Source organism: Micromonospora sp. RL09-050-HVF-A (assembly GCF_019374995.1).
Lineage (GTDB): Bacteria > Actinomycetota > Actinomycetes > Mycobacteriales > Micromonosporaceae > Micromonospora > Micromonospora antibiotica.
The window spans coordinates 519539-536185 of the sequence record NZ_JAGKQP010000002.1; the positions used below are offsets into that span (position 1 = coordinate 519539).

At 74.3% G+C, this 16647-nt stretch carries 17 protein-coding genes; 16 read left to right on the forward strand and 1 reads right to left on the reverse strand.

Going from position 1 to position 16647, the window contains the following annotated elements:
* The first annotated feature begins 136 nt into the window (after positions 1-136).
* The 12 genes from J7462_RS02565 to J7462_RS02615 all read left to right on the forward strand — a co-directional run bounded on the left by J7462_RS02565 (position 137) and on the right by J7462_RS02615 (position 12487).
* On the forward strand, positions 137-967 hold the full coding sequence (locus tag J7462_RS02565; protein ID WP_219461243.1) for a DUF1684 domain-containing protein: 831 nt from the start codon (positions 137-139) through the stop codon (positions 965-967).
* Between the two features lie 31 nt (positions 968-998).
* Positions 999-1538, forward strand: a complete 540-nt coding sequence (locus J7462_RS02570) for a flavin reductase family protein (RefSeq protein WP_219461248.1) — start codon at positions 999-1001, stop codon at positions 1536-1538.
* 523 nt (positions 1539-2061) lie between these two features.
* On the forward strand, positions 2062-3693 hold the full coding sequence (locus tag J7462_RS02575; protein ID WP_219461252.1) for an ABC transporter substrate-binding protein: 1632 nt from the start codon (positions 2062-2064) through the stop codon (positions 3691-3693).
* Positions 3690-4619 (forward strand): ABC transporter permease, encoded by a 930-nt coding sequence (locus J7462_RS02580; protein WP_219461255.1) that lies wholly within the window; start codon positions 3690-3692, stop codon positions 4617-4619. The genes J7462_RS02575 and J7462_RS02580 overlap by 4 nt, the downstream gene beginning before the upstream one ends.
* A 2-nt stretch (positions 4620-4621) precedes the next feature.
* A complete protein-coding gene (locus tag J7462_RS31715) occupies positions 4622-4921 on the forward strand; it encodes a hypothetical protein (RefSeq protein ID WP_255597553.1) in 300 nt (99 codons plus the stop codon).
* Positions 4894-5514 carry an ABC transporter permease gene (locus J7462_RS31720; RefSeq protein ID WP_308290705.1) on the forward strand — a complete coding sequence of 207 codons (621 nt, stop codon included), beginning with the start codon at positions 4894-4896 and terminating at the stop codon, positions 5512-5514. The genes J7462_RS31715 and J7462_RS31720 overlap by 28 nt, the downstream gene beginning before the upstream one ends.
* A complete protein-coding gene (locus tag J7462_RS02590) occupies positions 5514-7148 on the forward strand; it encodes an ABC transporter ATP-binding protein (protein WP_219461258.1) in 1635 nt (544 codons plus the stop codon). Before J7462_RS31720 ends, J7462_RS02590 begins: the two co-directional genes overlap by 1 nt.
* Positions 7149-7163: 15 nt before the next feature.
* Positions 7164-8372: an LLM class flavin-dependent oxidoreductase gene (locus J7462_RS02595; RefSeq protein ID WP_219461260.1), complete on the forward strand. Its 1209-nt coding sequence runs from the start codon at positions 7164-7166 to the stop codon at positions 8370-8372.
* Positions 8373-8389: 17 nt separating this feature from the next.
* Positions 8390-9745 carry an NtaA/DmoA family FMN-dependent monooxygenase gene (locus J7462_RS02600; RefSeq protein ID WP_219461274.1) on the forward strand — a complete coding sequence of 452 codons (1356 nt, stop codon included), beginning with the start codon at positions 8390-8392 and terminating at the stop codon, positions 9743-9745.
* A complete protein-coding gene (locus J7462_RS02605) occupies positions 9742-10266 on the forward strand; it encodes a GNAT family N-acetyltransferase (protein WP_219461277.1) in 525 nt (174 codons plus the stop codon). The genes J7462_RS02600 and J7462_RS02605 overlap by 4 nt, the downstream gene beginning before the upstream one ends.
* Entirely contained in the window at positions 10263-11330 is a 1068-nt protein-coding gene (locus J7462_RS02610; RefSeq protein WP_219461281.1) for an LLM class flavin-dependent oxidoreductase, read from the forward strand. Before J7462_RS02605 ends, J7462_RS02610 begins: the two co-directional genes overlap by 4 nt.
* A gap of 17 nt (positions 11331-11347) precedes the next feature.
* Positions 11348-12487, forward strand: a complete 1140-nt coding sequence (locus tag J7462_RS02615; protein ID WP_219461284.1) for an LLM class flavin-dependent oxidoreductase — start codon at positions 11348-11350, stop codon at positions 12485-12487.
* Positions 12488-12558: 71 nt separating this feature from the next.
* On the opposite strand, the gene J7462_RS02620 is transcribed toward J7462_RS02615, so the two are convergent.
* A complete protein-coding gene (locus J7462_RS02620) occupies positions 12559-13125 on the reverse strand; it encodes a hypothetical protein (RefSeq protein WP_219461287.1) in 567 nt (188 codons plus the stop codon).
* A 156-nt stretch (positions 13126-13281) separates the two neighbouring features.
* Here J7462_RS02620 and J7462_RS31725 point away from each other — a divergent pair, with 156 nt between their 5' ends.
* The 4 genes from J7462_RS31725 to J7462_RS02630 all read left to right on the forward strand — a co-directional run bounded on the left by J7462_RS31725 (position 13282) and on the right by J7462_RS02630 (position 16647).
* Complete coding sequence (locus tag J7462_RS31725; protein ID WP_255597554.1) at positions 13282-13452, forward strand: hypothetical protein; 171 nt, start codon at positions 13282-13284, stop codon at positions 13450-13452.
* Positions 13434-14612, forward strand: a complete 1179-nt coding sequence (locus J7462_RS02625) for a PQQ-dependent sugar dehydrogenase (protein ID WP_308290706.1) — start codon at positions 13434-13436, stop codon at positions 14610-14612. The genes J7462_RS31725 and J7462_RS02625 overlap by 19 nt, the downstream gene beginning before the upstream one ends.
* Entirely contained in the window at positions 14567-14824 is a 258-nt protein-coding gene (locus J7462_RS31730) for a cellulose binding domain-containing protein (RefSeq protein ID WP_308290707.1), read from the forward strand. Before J7462_RS02625 ends, J7462_RS31730 begins: the two co-directional genes overlap by 46 nt.
* 119 nt (positions 14825-14943) lie before the next feature.
* Positions 14944-16647 (forward strand): hypothetical protein, encoded by a 1704-nt coding sequence (locus J7462_RS02630; protein ID WP_219461290.1) that lies wholly within the window; start codon positions 14944-14946, stop codon positions 16645-16647.

The window sequence follows — 16647 nt, forward strand, 5'->3', positions numbered from 1 at the left end:
TGCCGGTCACCCGCTGCCGGCCCCGGTCACCGGCCGGTGACTGGCTTCAGCCCCGTCAGCCCTCCAGCCCGCGCGTGGCCGCCCGGCCCGCCCGGCACTTCTTCCACGACCTCGTCGTCCGACCGGGGGAGTCCCGATGACCGACACACCGACCGACACCGCCGCCTTCGTCCGCGACTGGCAGGACTGGCACCGACGGCACGAGGAGGCGTTGGCGGCCCCGCACGGTTTCCTCGCCGTGACCGGGCTGCACTGGCTCACCTCCCGGCCGCAGCGCTTCCCCGACCTGCCGGGGCGCTGGCACACCGGTGACGAGGGGGTGGTCGTCGAGCTGGCCGACGGCGAGCAGCTCACCATCGACGGGCAGCCGGTGCGGGGCCGGCACGGGTTCGCGTCGATCGCCGAGCGCGGCGGGCTCACCGTCGGGATCGAGGGCGGGGTGCTGGAGGTGGCCCGTCGGGGCGGCCGGGACATCCTGCGACCCCGCCGCCCCGACCACCCGCTGCGCACCGGTTTCCGGGGCACCCCGGCCTACCCGCCGACGCCGCGCTGGGTCCTCGACGGGCGGTACGTGCCGTTCGACGCACCCCGGCCGACCACAGTCGGCGCGGCGGTGGAGGGGTTGGCACACGTCTACGACGCCCCCGGTCGGATCGAGTTCAGTGTCGACGGGGTGCCGTTGAGCCTGACCGCGTTCGACGGCTTCACGCCGGGCAGCCTGTCGGTGCTGTTCACCGATGCCACCTCCGGGGTCACCACCTACCCGGCGAACCGGTCGCTGGCCGTCGACGCCCCCGACGCCCAGGGGTGGGTGACGCTGGACTTCAACCGGGCGACCAACCTGCCCTGCGCCTACACCGACTTCGCGACCTGTCCGCTGCCGCCGGTGGAGAACCGGCTGCCGGTCGCCGTCGACGCCGGCGAGAAGCTCCCGTACGAGCGGCACGCGTCCGCCGGGCAGCCGTGACCCGCCGATCCGCGCGCAGGAGGTCCCCCCGATGACCGAGCCCGACAATCGTCCACCGCCCGTCGACGCCGATGCCGACGCGCTGCGTACGCTGCTGCGCCATCAGGCCAGCACCGTCGTGGTGGTCACCGCACCCGGTGCCCCGGCGGTCGGCTTCACCGCCACCTCGTTCACCTCGGTGTCACTGGCCCCGCCGATCGTCTCGTTCTGTCTGAATCTCGGCGCGTCGAGCTGGCCCACGGTGGCCCGGAGCCGGCACGTGGTGGTGCACCTGCTCGCCCACCACCAGCAGGAGCTGGCCCGTACCTTCGCGACCAGCGGCATCGACCGGTTCGCCGCGCCGACCCGCTGGCGGACCGGGCCGGAGGGTGCGCCGATTCTCGACGACACCCTGGCCTGGCTGCTCTGCCGGGTGGTCGAGCGGGTGGTCGTCGGCGACCACGCGATTGTGCTCGCCGAGCCGGAGCTGATCCAGCACGCCGACGTGGGTTCGCCGCTGCTCTACCACCGAGGTCGTTACGCCGGCCTGGCCGGTGGTCCGGACGGCGTGACCCGCCGCCCCGCCGCCTGACCGACGCGGGCCCGACCGGGGTGACCGGCCGGGCCCGCGTCGCGGCCGATGGCTGCCGTGCCGGGTGCCGATGGCGTCCCTGCCGCTGGTCCCGGTGTCGGCGTCACCCGTCCGGGACCCGGGGTGCGTCCCGCCTCGGGTCGTCGCACGAGACACAATCCCCGTAAATCCTATAGCTTTAGTAGGGTATGCGTCAACGGATCGACACCTCCGGGTGCGATAGCCGACATCCGCCGCGCGATTCGTTGACACCGGCGACGCCCGACGGTGGACTCGGCCCATGTCCAGCGAGCTGCGGTTGACGATCCGCGGCCACATCGACTTCGGTCGGGTGTGGTCGAGTTCCTGTCTGGCCTGACCCGGCACCCACACCCGTACCCGACGCGCCGCACCGGCCCGCCGAGGTGGGGCTCACCGCCGAGCTGACCGCCGCACCCCTTCCCCGACACCCCACCGGCCCGCGCACCCTGCCCGGCCGGATGTCGGCGTACCCCTCCCGCCTGTCTGGACAGGAGACCCCGCCATGTCCGTCCGCCCCCTGCGGACCCTCGCCGCCGTCGTGCTCGTCCTCGCCGCCGGCTGCGCCACCACCACCGACCCGGCCGTCGAGGCCGTCGGACAGCCCCGCTCCGGCGGCGCCCTCACCTGGGCCGTGGAGACCGAACCGATCACCCTCAACCCGCACCAGTACGCCCAGGCCAAGGCCCGCCTGCTGGTGTGGAACAGCTTCGAGTCGCTGCTCACCTACGACGACCGGGGCGCCCTGGTGCCCTGGCTGGCGACCGGCTGGCAGGCCACGCCCGACGGGCTGAACTACACCCTCCCGTTGCGCGCCGGAGTGACCTTCACCGACGGCACCCCGTTCGACGCCGTCGCCGTCAAGGCCAACATCGACAAGCTCCGCGAACCCGGGTACGCGCCCGCCGTGGCCGCCGTGCAACTGCGCCACCTCAAGGCCGTCGAGGTCGTCGACCCGCGCACCGTACGGCTCACCCTGACCGCCCCCGACGTGCTCATCCTCGACTTCCTCGCCTCCCCGCAGGGCGCCCAGGTGTCTCCGAGGTCGCTGCGGGAGGCCAGGAACCTCAAGGCCGGCGGCGTCGACGTCGTCGGCACCGGACCGTTCGTGCTGGACCGCTACGTCCCCGGCCAGGAACTGCACTACCGGCGTAACCCCGGCTACGACTGGGCGCCACCCACCGCCGCCCACACCGGGCCGGCCCACCTCGACGAGATCACCTACCGGTTCCTCAAGGAGTCCGCGGTCCGGGTCGGCGCCCTCACCGCGCAGCAGGTGCAGCTCATCGAGGGGGTGCCCGCCACCGACCAGCCACTGATCACCGGCAACCCCCGGCTGCGGCTGACCCGTCAGCTGAACTCCGGCTCCGCCTACTCGTACTACCTCAACGTCTCCCACGCCCCCTTCGACGACCTGCGGGTCCGACAGGCGTTCCGGGAGGCCCTCGACGTCGACACCGTGCTGGCCTCGGTCTACCGGGACACCGCCACCCGGGCGTGGAGCGTGGTCAGCCCGTCCAGCCCGCTGTACGACAAGCGGCTGGAGGGCAGCTTCGGCGGTGACACCGCCAGGGCCAACCGCCTGCTCGACCAGGCCGGCTGGGGGGCCCGCGACGCCGACGGCTACCGCACCCGGGACGGCCGGCGGCTCACCGTACGGCTGGTGCAGGCCGCCCCGTACGTGCGCGACCGCCGCGACGTGCTCGCCCAGGCAGTGCAGGCGGCGGTCAAACAGAGCGCCGGCATCGACCTGAAGGTCGCCGTGGTCGACCAGGGCACCGCCCAGCAGGCGTTCGAGCGCAACGAGTACGAGGTCTTCGACAACTCCCGCGCCGACACCGACGCCGGCGCGGCGCTGAACCTGCTGCTGCACTCCGGTGGCGGCATCAACCGCACCCGGATCAACGACCCGCAGCTCGACCGGCTCCTGGAAGCCGGGCAGGCCACCGCCGACCCGACCCGTCGGGCCGCCGGCTACGCCGACCTGCAACAGCGGGTCGTGGCCGACCAGGCGCTCGCCCTGCCGCTCTACGCCCCGGCCGACCAGATCGCCGCCAGCACCGCCGTGGGTGGGGTGCGGTTCGAGCCCACCGCCGGGGTGCCCGCCAGCGCGTACGACCTGTGGATCGCGCGATGAGCCTGCTGCGGGCGGTGGCCCGCCGTGTGGTCGCCGGTCTGGTCGTGTTGTGGGCCGCCGCCACCGCCGCCTACCTGGCGCTGCTGGCCGCGCCGGGGGACACCGTGGACAGCATCGTGGGCGACGGCGCGGACACCCCGCAGATCCGGGCCCAGGTCATCGCCGAGTGGGGTCTGGACCGGCCGGCGGTCGGGCAGTACCTCGACTACCTGTGGCGGCTGGCCGGGGGTGACCTGGGCCGCTCCTACCTGCGGCAACGCCCGGTCGCCGAGGTCATCGGCGAGCAGCTCGCCCCCACCGCGACGCTCGCCGTCGCCGCCGCCGGCCTCGGGGTGCTGCTGGCCGTGGCGGTGGCGGTCGGCACCGCCGGCCGTCGTCGCCGGTGGCCGCGCCGGGTCAGCTCCGCAGGCGAGCTGCTGCTGGTCTCCACCCCGCCGTTCCTGATCGGCCTCGTGCTGCTCAGCGTGCTGTCCTTCCGGTACGGGCTGTTCCCCGTCTCCGGCGACCAGGGGCCGGCCGCCCTGGTGCTGCCGGCGGTCACCCTCGCGCTGCCCATCGCCGGTCTGCTCGCCCAGGTGCTGCGCGACGGCCTGGACCGGGCACTGGACGAGCCGTTCGTGCTGACCGCCCGGGCCCGCGGGGTGCGGGAGCGGACGGTGCTGCTGCGGCACGCGCTGCGGCACGCGCTGCTGCCGGCGGTCACCCTCGCCGGCTGGCTGTTCGGCATCCTGCTCGGCGGCGCGGTCATCGTCGAGCAGGTGTTCGGTCGACCCGGCCTCGGTCAGGTCACCCTGAGCGCCGTGACCGGCAAGGACATGCCGGTCGTGCTGGCCGTGGTGACGCTCTCCGCCGCCGTCCACGTGCTGGTCAACACCGCCGCCGACCTGACCTACCTGCTCGTCGACCCGCGCCTGCGAAGGAGCTGACGATGACCGTCACCCTGGGCACCACGCCCACCGCCGAGAAGGCGGCCACCCTCGCCGCCCACCCACCCGCACCGGTACGCCGACGCCGGGGCCGACCCCGACCGGGACTGCTCGTCGCCGGGGCGTACCTGGGCCTGCTGGTCGTCGCGGCGGCCGTGCCGGCGCTGCTGGCCCCGGCGACCCGATCGCCGCCGACCCGCGCGCCGCGCTGGCCGCCCCGGACGCGGCGCACTGGCTCGGCACCGACCACCTCGGCCGGGACGTCTGGACCCGGGTGGTGCACGGCGCGGGGCACTCGCTGACCATCGGGCTCGCCGCGACCGCGATCGCGGTCACCGGCGGGGTCCTGCTCGGACTGCTCGCCGGGCTGGCCCACCGGTTCGCCGACGAGACGCTCAGCCGCAGCTTCGACGCGCTGTCGGCGTTCCCGCTGCTGCTGCTGGCGCTGCTGCTGATCACGGTCGCCGGCCCCGGTACGGCCAGCCTGATCGTCGCCATCGGCATCGCCACCCTCCCGCACCACGCCCGGGTGGTACGTGCACAGACCCTGCTGGTCCGTCGGGCCGGCTACGTCGAAGAGGCGGTCAGCTTCGGCCTGTCCCGGCCACGTCTGGTGCTGCGGCACGTGCTGCCCAACGTGCTCGGCCCGGTCCCGGTGCTCGCCGTGATCGGGCTCGGCGAGGCGATCCTGGCCGCCGCCGGCCTCAGCTTCCTCGGCCTCGGCCCGCAACCGCCGTCACCCGAGTGGGGCGCGATGCTCTCCGAGGGGCGCAACTACCTCCAGGTGGCCTGGTGGATGACGGTGCTGCCCGGTGCGGCGGTCACCGCGACGGTGGTGGCGTTGACCGTCGTCGGCCGGCACTGGCAGGCCCGCTTCGACGGGCGGCGACCCTGATGGCCGCGCTGCTCGCCGTCGAGGACCTGCACGTCACCTTCGACACCCCGACCGGCCCGGTGGAGGCGGTCCGGGGCATCGGCTTCACCGTCGGGGCCGGCGAGTGTGTCGCCGTCGTGGGAGAGTCCGGCTCGGGCAAGAGCGTCACCGCCCGTACCCTGGTCGGCCTAGCCGGTGCCGGCGCCCGGGTCCGCGCCGCCCGGCTCGACCTCGCCGGCCGGGACGTGCGGGGCTACCGACCACGGGACTGGCGGCGGGTGCGGGGCCGGCTCGCCGGGCTGGTGACACAGGACGCGCTGGTCTCCCTCGACCCGCTGCGCACGGTCGGCGCGGAGATCGGCGAGGTGCTCGCCGCGCACGACATCGTCGGTCGGCGGGAACGCGTCGGCCGGGCCATCCACCTGCTCGACCAGGTGCACGTGCCCGAACCCGGACGGCGGGCCCGGCAGTACCCGCACCAGCTCTCCGGCGGGCTGCGGCAGCGGGCGCTGATCGCCTCGGCGATCGCCGGGGAACCCGCCCTGCTCATCGCCGATGAGCCGACCACCGCGCTCGACGTCACCGTGCAGGCGCAGATCCTGCGGCTGCTCGCCGAACGGCGGGACACCGGCGTCGGCCTGCTGCTGATCAGTCACGATCTGGCGGTGGTCGCCCAGGTGGCCGACCGGGTCCTCGTGATGCGGGACGGCCGGATCGTCGAGCACGGACCGACCGGCCGGCTGCTGCGGGCCCCGCAGCACCCGTACACCCGGCAGTTGCTCGCGGCGGTGCCGTCGGCCTCGTCGCGGGGACGTCGACTCGGCGAACCGGCCCGGGTCCGCGACGACTGCGCCGTGCCGGTGCTGCGGCGCACCCCGCTGCCGGCGCGGCCCGTCGTCCGTCCCGACGACACCGTGCTCGACGCGGTCGGCCTGACCCGGCGGTACGGCCCGCACACCGTCGTGCGGGACGTCTCGTTCAGCGTGGCCCGGGGCGAGACGCTGGGGCTGGTGGGCGAATCGGGCTCCGGCAAGAGCACGATCGCCCGGCTGGCCGCCGGACTGCTCACCGCCGACGCCGGCGCCGTCACCTTCGAGTCGGCCCGGTGGTCCGGGGTGCCGGAGCGGGCCCGCCGTCCGCTGCGCCGCCGGTTACAGCTGATCTCCCAGGACCCGCTGGGCTCCTTCGACCCCCGCTACACCGTCGGCCGGGTGGTCGCCGAGAACCTCGACCCGGGTCCGGACCGGACCGACCGGGTGCTCGCCCTGCTGCACCGGGTCGGCCTCGGCCCGGACCTGCTCCACCGGCACCCCCGGTCGCTGTCCGGCGGGCAACGGCAGCGCGTCGCCATCGCCCGGGCCATCGCCCCCCGACCCAGCCTGATCATCTGCGACGAGCCGGTCTCCGCCCTCGACGTCTCGATCCAGGCCCAGGTCCTCGACCTGCTGGCCGAGTTGCGCGCCGCCGACGGCACCGCCCTGCTGTTCATCTCCCACGACCTCGGCGTGGTGCACCACCTCGCCGACCGGGTGCTGGTCCTGCACGACGGTGTGGTGGTCGAGCAGGGCCCGGTCGGTGACGTCTTCAGCTACCCCCGGCACGACTACACCCGGTCCCTGCTCGACGCGTTGCCCACGCTCGTCACCGCCGGCTGACCGTAGGAGGAACCCATGCCCGATCCCACCCTGCACCTGGCCGTGGCCCTCGACGGTCTCGGCTGGCACCCCGCCGCCTGGCGGCTGTCCCACGCCGACCCGGCCGGGCCGCTGTTCCCCCGCTGGTGGTCCGCCCTGGTCGGACAGGCCGAACAGGCCGCCCTGGACCTGGTCACCATCGAGGACTCGCTGGACCTGCAGTCGTCGCTGCCCGACGGGCCGGACGGTCGGACCGACCAGGTCCGGGGTCGCCTCGACGCGCTGCTGGTCGCCGCCCGGATCGCCCCGTCGACCCGGCACATCGGGCTGATCCCGACCACCAGCGTCACCCACACCGAGCCGTTCCACGTCTCCACCGCGGTGGCCACCCTCGACCACGTCAGCGGCGGGCGGGCCGGCTGGCGGCCCCGGGTCTCCGCCCGCCACAGCGAGGCCGCGCACTTCGGCCGGCGTGACCTGCCCCCGCTGGACCCGACCCGGTCCGACGACCCACGGACCGTACGCCTCGTCGGTGACCTGTTCGCCGAGGCCGCCGAGGCCGTCGAGGTGGTCCGGCGGCTCTGGGACAGCTGGCAGGACGACGCGGAGATCCGGGACGCCCCGACCGGCCGGTTCATCGACCGGGACCGGCTGCACCACACCGACTTCACCGGCCGGTGGTTGTCCGTCAGAGGACCGTCGATCGTGCCCCGGCCGCCGCAGGGGCAGCCGGTGGTCGCCGTGCTGGCCCACTCGACGGTGCCGTACGCGTTCGCCGCCCGGCACGCCGACGTCGTCTTCGTCACCCCCACCGACGCCGCACACGCCGAGGCCGTCGTCACCGAGGTCCGGGCGACGGAGGAGACCGTCGGCCGGTCCGGCCCACCCCTGCGGATCCTCGCCGACCTGGAGGTGCTGCTCGACGACACCCCGCAGCTGGCCCGGCGTCGGCGGACCCGGCTGGACGAGTGGCACGGCGCGGAGTTCTCCTCGGACGCGGCGAGCTTCACCGGCAGCCCCGGACAGCTCGCCGACCTGCTCGCCGACTGGCGGCGGGCCGGGGTGCAGGGATTCCGGCTGCGGCCCGCCGTGCTGCCCGACGACCTCACCACGATCACCCGGGCGCTGGTGCCCGCGCTGCGGGACCGGGGCCTGTTCCGTGCCCGCTACCCCGGCGGAACGCTGCGCGACCTGCTCGGCCTGCCCCGGCCGGCCAACCGGTACGCCGTCGCGGGCCCCCGCTGATCCCAGGAGACGACCCCGTGCCCAAGCAGATCATCCTCGCCGCGCACTTTCCCGGCGTGAACAACACCACCGTGTGGAGCGACCCGGCCTCCGGCAGCCACATCGACTTCGCCTCCTTCGTCCATCTGGCCCGCACCGCCGAACGGGGCCGGTTCGACTTCTTCTTCCTGGCCGAGGGGTTGCGGCTGCGCGAACAGCGCGGCCGGATCCACGACCTGGACGTGGTGGGCCGGCCGGACACCCTCACCGTGCTGGCCGCGCTCGCCGCCGTCACCACCCACCTGGGGCTGGCCGGCACCCTGAACACCACCTTCCGGGAGCCGTACGAGCTGGCCCGGCAGTTGGCCACCCTGGACCACCTCTGCGCCGGGCGGGCCGCCTGGAACGTGGTCACCACCTCCGACGCGTTCACCGGGGAGAACTTCCGCCGGGGCGGCTACCTCGACCGGTCGCTGCGCTACGAACGGGCCGCCGAGTTCGTCCGGGTCGCCCGGCGGTTGTGGGAGTCGTGGCCGGCGGACGCGATCGTCGGCGACCGTGCCGCCGGCCGGTACGTCCGCGCGGCCGACCCGGGGGCCTTCGTCCACCACGGCGACCAGTTCGACATCGCCGGGCACTTCACCGTGCCGCGCAGCCCGCAACTGCACCCGGTGATCCTCCAGGCCGGCGACTCGCCCGAGGGCCGGGAGTTCGCCGCATCCAGCGCCGACGCGATCTTCTCCCGGCACGGCACCCTGGAGGACGGTCGGGAGTTCTACCGGGACGTGAAGGCCCGACTGGCCCGGTACGGCCGCACCCCCGACGACCTGAAGATCATCCCGGGGGTGACCTTCGTGCTCGGCGACACCGACGCCGAGGCCCAGGAACGCGCCCACCACATCCGCCGCCAGCAGGTCAGCCCGCAGACCGCGATCCTGCTGCTGGAACAGCTGTGGAACCGGGACCTGTCCGGGTACGACCCGCACGGCCCGCTGCCGGCCGAGGACCCCGACGTGGACGGCGACGCGATCAGCCGGGGCCGGGCCGGCATGTACCCGGACCCGGTCGGCACCGCCCGGCAGTGGCGGGCGCTGGCCGAGGAGAAGGGACTCGGCATCCGCGACCTGATCATCGAGGTCACCGGCCGGCAGTCCTTCATCGGCACCCCGCAGCGGGTCGCCGAGCGGATGAACCACTTCGTGCAGTCCGACGCCGCCGACGGGTTCATCCTGGTGCCGCACCTGACCCCGGGCGGGCTCGACGAGTTCGTCGACCGGGTCGTCCCGCTGCTCCAGGAACGCGGCGTGTTCCGTACCGAGTACACGTCCACCACCCTGCGTGGGCATCTCGGCCTGCGGCCGGCCCGACCGGCCACCCGGGTCGGCGCGGCGTGACCGGCCCGGTGGCGTCGACGCCGGTTACCGTCTGCCGGCTGCGCTGGGACGACCCGGACGCCGTGGCGCTGCGCGCGGCGATGACCGGGGAGCTGCGCCAGCGCTACGCCGACCGTCCGCACGACCCGATCCACCTGCCCCCGGCACGGGTGCTCCTGCCGGGCTCGGTGGCCTGGACCGGGGTGGCGTACACCGCCGACGCCACCCCGGTCGGGCACGCCGCGCTGCGCTGGTGCGGCCCCGACCTGGAACTGAAACGGATGTACGTGGCGCCCGCCCACCGGGGGCGGGGCATCGCCGACCAACTCCTGGACGCCGCCCGGGAGGCGGCCGGGCGGTTCGGTGCCGGCCGGATCGTGCTCCAGACCGGCGACCGGCAGCCCGACGCGGTCCGCCGCTACCTTCGGGCCGGCTACCGACCGGTCCCGGTCTTCCCGCCGTACGACGCGTTGCCCTACTCCCGTTGCTACGCCCTGGTGGTCCACCCCATCCCTCCCCGGAAGGCCCCGGTCCCGGCATGAAGTTCCTGCTGATCACCCTGATCACCCACCTGCCCGACCCCGTCACCGGGCGACGCCGCAGCACCACCGAACGGTTCCGGGAGGTGGTCGACACCGCCGTGCTGGCCGAGGAACTGGGCTTCGACGGCTACGGCGTCGGCGAACGGCACGAACGCCCCTTCATCTCCTCCTCGCCGCCGGTGGTGCTCAGCCACATCGCGGCGCGGACCAGCACCATCCGGCTCTTCACCGCCGTCACCACGCTGAGCCTGCTCGACCCGGTCCGCGCCTACGAGGACTACGCCACCCTCGACCACCTCTCCGACGGTCGGCTGGAGCTGATCATCGGCAAGGGCAACGGCGCCGCCCAGGCCCAGCTGTTCCACGTCACCGCCGAGGACCAGTGGGACCGCAACCGGGAGAGCTACGAGCTGTTCCGCCGGCTCTGGCGGGAGGACCGGGTCACCTGGTCGGGCCGGTACCGCCCGGCGCTGACCGAGGCCGAGACCTGGCCCCGTCCGCTGCAACCGGCGATCCGGGTCTGGCACGGCAGCGCCACCAGCCGGGAATCGGTCGACCTGGCCGCCCGCCACGGCGACCCGATCTTCTCCGCCAACGTCACCAACCCGGTCGAGCCGTACGCCGAGCTGGTCCGGTACTACCGGCAGCGGTGGGTGCACCACGGCCACGATCCGGCGGACGCCCTCGTCGGGGCCGGCACCGCCGGGTTCTACGCCGCCCGCACCTCGCAGGAGGCGGTCGAGACGTACCGGCCGATCTTCGACGCCCGGCTCGCTGCGTTCCGCCGGCTCGGCGTGGAGCCGGTCTTCCCCACCATCGCCGACGCCGTCGCCCGCAGCTCCCTGCTGGTGGGCAGCCCGCAGCAGATCGTCGACAAGGTGCTGCGCCACCACGAGCAGCTCGGGCACGAGGTGATCCACCTCCAGGCCGACCCCGACGGGCTGACCGACAAGGCCCACCGGCAGAGCCTGGAGCTGTTCCAGGCCGAGGTGGCGCCGGTGCTGCGTCGGGAGATCCCCAGCCGCCCCTTCCGCCCGCCGGCGACCGCCGTCGCGTCGCGCTGACCAGAAACGGGACCCCCATGTCATCGACCGCGCTGTCCGTGCTCGACCTGTCGCCGGTGCCTGCCGGCGGCACCGTCACCGACGCCCTGCGGCACACCGTGGACCTGGCCCGCCGGGTCGAGCAGTTCGGCTACCGCCGCTACTGGCTGGCCGAGCACCATCTGGCCGCCGGGGTGGCCAGCTCCGCCCCGACCGTGCTCATCGGGCAGGTCGCCGCGGCCACCAGCGTGCTGCGGGTCGGCTCCGGCGCGCTGCTGGTGGGGCACCGTACCGCCCTGTCGGTGGTGGAGGAGTTCGGCACCCTCGCCGCCCTGCACCCGGGCCGCATCGACCTCGGCATCGGCCGGTCCGGACCGCCCCGCGCCGACGCCACCCGGGAACCCGTCCCGCCACCGACCGGGGCCCGGGTGGTCGACGGGCTGCTGATCCCCGCCCCGTTCTCCTACGCCCACCTCGTCGGCGCACCCCGGTACGCCCTCGCCACCGCGCTGCTGCACCAGGCCGGTGCGCAACCACCCGCGTTCGCCGGACAGCTCGACGACATCCTCGCGTTGCTGCGAGGCGACTACCGGGACGCCGACGGCCTCGACGCGCACGCCGTGCCGGGGGAGGGGGCGGATCTGCAGGTGTGGCTGTTGGGCAGCAGCGGTGGGGAGAGCGCTCGGCTGGCCGGGGCGTGGGGCCTGCCCTTCGCCGCCAACTACCACGTCAGCCCCGCGACGGTGCTCGACGCGGCCGAGGCGTACCGGGCCGCGTTCCGGCCGTCGGCGGCGCTGGCCGAGCCCTACCTGGTGGTCTCGGCCGACGTGCTGGTCGCCGACACCGACGCCGAGGCGCGTCGGCTGGGCAGCCCGTACGGGCACTGGGTGCGCAGCATCCGTGGCGGCGACGGCGCGATCCCGTACCCGAGCCCCGAGCAGGCCGCCACGCTGCCGTGGCGCGACGCCGACCGGCAGCTCGTCGCCGACCGGGTGGACACCCGGTTCGTCGGCGCGCCGGAGACGGTCGCCGCCCGGTTGCGCACCCTGCGGGACGTCACCGACGCCGACGAACTGCTCATCACTACGATCACCCACGACCACGCCGACCGGGTGCGGTCCTACCAGCTGCTGGCCAAGGAGTGGGCCCAGTCCGGCGACACCGGCCGGGCCCGATAGACACGACGGTGCGCTCACCCCGGCCCGGACGGGGACCACGGATTTGGGGGTGTCCGGGTCGGGGTGTCGCGTCAGGTCATCGTGCTGAGCAGCCCGACCTCCGGATGCAGGACGCCGTCCTGGCCCAGCGACCGGAAGTCGGCCTCGACGGCGGCCCGCTCCAGCCGGCCCGCCCGCACCGCGTGGTAGCGCACGACCGACCAGAGGAAGACGTCGAGGGTGTCGAAGCGGGTGCCGCCCTCGACGACCTCCTCCTCGTGGAACCAGAGGCCGACCTGCCCGTCGGCGAGGACCACGTGCAGGTTGCCGCCGCCGTCGGCACCGACGGAGTAGACGTCGTCGTCGGCGAGCGTCGGTTGGTAGTCGGCGTCGAGGAGTTGGCAGTCGTTGCCGGCGAAGTCGAACCCGTAGGACCAGTCGTAGATGTCGAGGAACTGGGGCATCCGCCCGGACCGGACGCGGTGGTCGAAGGCCGCCAGCGCCGTGGCGGCCGGGGAGGGGAGACGGTCGAGCAGCGACGTCACCGGGCGGGTCCCGGCGGGAACGGTGACGGGCGGCCGGTCGGCGAACCACCGGGCGAGATCGGCGTCGAGGTCCCGCTCGACGTAGCCGGTCAGATCGTCAGGGGTGAGGGTCACCGGCGGATGCTAACCGCCGACCCCGACAGGCTCGCCCGCCGGACCCGGGGGCCAGCGGCAGGGTCGTCGACGAGCGTCGGTTTCGTCCACCGCTGCGGCTTTCACCGAGGTCGGGCTATATTGACGCAAGTCACTACTGCTCTGGAGGTGCCCGACGTGAGAGTCCGTTCGATGGTGGCGGCAGCGGTCGCGGCGGGGCTGGCGGCCACCGGCGTCGGCACCGCCACGCTCGCCGGGGCCGCGCCGGCCGACCCGGCCCGGCCGCCGCGACCCTGGCCGTCGGCGACTTCGACTTCACCCGCCCCCAGGTGGTCGCCACCGGCCTGACGGTGCCCTGGGGGATGGACTTCCTGCCCGACGGCAGCGCCCTGACCGCGCTGCGCAACTCCGGCCAGGTGGTACGGGTCCGACCCGGTCAGGCCCCGGAACAGGTGGCCCAGATCTCCGGCGTGAACGCCAGCGGCGAGGGCGGCCTGCTCGGCCTCGCGGTCTCCCCGGGGTACGCCCAGGACGGCTACGTCTACGTCTACCTCACCACCACCACCGACAACCGGATCGTCCGGTTCCGGCTCAGCGCCCCGCAGAACCAGGAGCCGGTCCTCACCGGACTGGCCCGCTCCACCATCCACAACGGCGGGCGGATCGCCTTCGGCCCGGACGGGATGCTCTACGCCGGGGTCGGTGACGCGGGGCAGACGGCCAACGCGCAGAACCCGCAGAGCCGCAACGGCAAGATCCTCCGGATGCGTCCGGACGGGTCCGCGCCGTCGGACAACCCGACGGCCGGCTCCCTGGTCTACAGCCTCGGGCACCGCAACGTGCAGGGCCTGACCTGGGACGCTCAGGGGCGGCTCTACGCCGCCGAGTTCGGGCAGAACACCTGGGACGAGGTCAACCTCATCGTGGCCGGCGGCAACTACGGCTGGCCCACGGTCGAGGGGCGGGCCAACGACCCACGGTTCCGGGACCCGCTGCTGGTCTGGACGACCGCCGAGGCGTCCCCGAGTGGCGCGGCGGTCGCCGGCAACCGGCTCTTCGTCGCCGCCCTGCGCGGCACCCGGCTGTGGACCGTGCCGCTCACCGGCACCGGCGGGGTCGGCACCCCGGCCGCCGAGCTGACCGGCGCGTACGGTCGCCTGCGTACCGTGGAGTACGGGCCGGACGGCTGGCTCTGGGTCACCACCAGCAACCGGGACGGGCGTGGCACCCCGGCGTCGACCGACGACCGCATCCTGCGCTTCCCGCCGAAGGACACCACCCCGCCCCCACCAGCCAGCCACCCACCACCCCGCCCCCGACGACGCCTCCGCCCACCACGCCTCCGCCGACCACACCCCCGCCCACGACGACGCCTCCGCCCACGACGCCGGGCACCCCGCCGCCCGTCTCCTGCCGGGTCGTCTGGCAGCCCAACGAGTGGAACGGCGGGTTCACCGCCGAGGTGTCCATCACCAACCTGGGTTTCCCGGTCACCAGTTGGACGTTGACCTGGTCCTTCGCCGCCGACCAGCGGATCACCAACGCCTGGAACGCACAGGTCACCCAGTCCGGGTCCGCGGTCACCGCGCGTAACGCCGCCTGGAACGGCAGCGTGCCGCAGAGCGGCACGGTCAGCTTCGGCGTCCAGGGCACCTCCGGCGCGAGCAACCCACGCCCGGCCGCGTTCCAGTTCAACGGGGGAGTCTGCCTGGTCCAGTGATCCACGACGGGGCCGGTCCGGGGCACCCCGGACCGGCCGCCGTCCGCCGTGCCACCCGGCCCGTCCGGGCGACACGGTCGCGTCGTCGCCGACACCCCGGCGTCGGTCGAACCGGGGCAATGTGCCGGATTCGCCGACGCCGGCCGTCGTTCCGGTGGAGCCTGCGAGGGACGCTATCGCGCACGGTGCGGCGGAACGGGGTGGTCTTGAACCGAAGGTTCGTCGGGCTGCTGCTGGTGACCAGCCTGGTGCCGATGATCGAGGCCACCGTGCTGGTCGCCCTCGGATTCCGGGCCGCCCAGGGTATCCCCCCGCAGCTCACCGCCCTGTGGCCGTACGACACCTACCACGACCTGCGGTGGCTCTACGTCTACCACCGGTCGTGGTGGGAGTTCGCGCTCTGGCTGACCTACGTGCTGGTCGCCCGGGGCCTGTTCACCACCGGCCTGGTGCTGCTGGCCTGGCCGGCCGGGGTGCCCCGGCCGCCACTGGGCTGGCTGCTGCGCCGCAACGTCGTGCTCGGCGTGCTGGTCGGCGGGTTCGTCGCGCCCTGGGCGGCGATCTCGGTGGCGGCGTCGGTGGTCGCCCTGTCCTGGGTGCTGCTGGCGTCGCTGCTGCCGATGTTCCTGCTCGCGCCGTTCCTGCAACGGGTGGCCGTGGTGGAGCACTGGTGGCGGGGGCTGCCGTCGATCTCGCTGGTCGGCTGGTCACTGCTGAACTTCGTGGTGCTCACCGTGGCCGGCGCGCTGTGCTGGGTGGTGCCCGGCTGGTGGACGGTGCCCGTGGCCGGGGCGGCGGGGGCGCTCAACGGGGTGCTGTGGAACCGGACCGTACGGGCGGCGCTGCTGCCCTCACGGGTGCGGTGGGCCCGGGTGCCGGTGACCCCGCTGGCGGCGCTGCTGGCCGTCGCCGTGCCGCTGGTCATCCCGCCGGTGACCGAGCTGGTCCCGGGAAACGAGCAGTGGATCAGGACGGCGGTGCTGGAACGACCGCTGCCCGCCGCGGTCACCCACGCGGTGATCGTGCTCACCGGCTACGGCTCGGACTACGGCGGTGAGCAGCCGTCCGACCCCCGGGTGCAGCGCTTCTCCTACCGGGGGCTCGACTCCGACGGGAAGCCGCTCGCGTACCGGTCGGCGGACACCACCCGGTCGATGGCGGACAGCGTGGCGCTGCTCGCCCGGCAGGTGGAGCTGCTGCACCGGCGCACCGGACGGCGGGTGGCGCTGATCGGGGAGAGCGAGGGGGCGATGGTGGCCCGCACCTATCTGGCCCGGCGGCACGACGCGACGGTCGACATCCTCGTCATGTTCAGCCCGTTGATCTATGCCGGCCGGGCCTACTACCCGCCCCCGCACCACGACGAGGGCTGGGGGGTGGTCACCGGCTGGCAACTGCGGGCCATCTTCGGGCTCGCCGACGTCGGCGGCGGCCCCGACGAGCCGTTCATCCGGTCGTTGCTCGACGACGCGCCGTTCTACCGCAACCAGTTGATGTGTCCCGTGCCCGGGGTCCGGATGGTCGCCTTCCTGCCCACCGCGACGGCCACCGAAGCGCCACCGGGGGAGTACAGCCGGATTCCGGTCTACCAGATCCCCGGCGTGCACGGTGGCCTGCTGGACCGCAGGCTGCTCCAGGACCGGCTGATCGACTTCCTGACCGGCAAGCCGATCGCCCACACCCGGGCCGAGTACCCGCTGATGCAGAGCTTCGCCGCCGCCTGGCAGGCGCCGCCGCTGCCGATCGCGGCGAACCCGGCCTGGGCGGGTAACCGGCAACCCGACCCGGCGTTCACCGGGAAGGTCTGCCTGCCGGCCCGCTGA

Excerpts from the sequence above, each read along its gene's own strand:
- J7462_RS02565 (WP_219461243.1), top strand. The coding sequence starts at position 137 with ATGACCGACACACCGACCGACACCGCCGCCTTCGTCCGCGACTGGCAG.
- J7462_RS02570 (WP_219461248.1), top strand. The coding sequence starts at position 999 with ATGACCGAGCCCGACAATCGTCCACCGCCCGTCGACGCCGATGCCGAC.
- J7462_RS02575 (WP_219461252.1), top strand. The coding sequence starts at position 2,062 with ATGTCCGTCCGCCCCCTGCGGACCCTCGCCGCCGTCGTGCTCGTCCTC.
- J7462_RS02580 (WP_219461255.1), top strand. The coding sequence starts at position 3,690 with ATGAGCCTGCTGCGGGCGGTGGCCCGCCGTGTGGTCGCCGGTCTGGTC.
- J7462_RS31715 (WP_255597553.1), top strand. The coding sequence starts at position 4,622 with ATGACCGTCACCCTGGGCACCACGCCCACCGCCGAGAAGGCGGCCACC.
- J7462_RS02590 (WP_219461258.1), top strand. The coding sequence starts at position 5,514 with ATGGCCGCGCTGCTCGCCGTCGAGGACCTGCACGTCACCTTCGACACC.
- J7462_RS02595 (WP_219461260.1), top strand. The coding sequence starts at position 7,164 with ATGCCCGATCCCACCCTGCACCTGGCCGTGGCCCTCGACGGTCTCGGC.
- J7462_RS02610 (WP_219461281.1), top strand. The coding sequence starts at position 10,263 with ATGAAGTTCCTGCTGATCACCCTGATCACCCACCTGCCCGACCCCGTC.
- J7462_RS02615 (WP_219461284.1), top strand. The coding sequence starts at position 11,348 with ATGTCATCGACCGCGCTGTCCGTGCTCGACCTGTCGCCGGTGCCTGCC.
- J7462_RS02630 (WP_219461290.1), top strand. The coding sequence starts at position 14,944 with ATGTGCCGGATTCGCCGACGCCGGCCGTCGTTCCGGTGGAGCCTGCGA.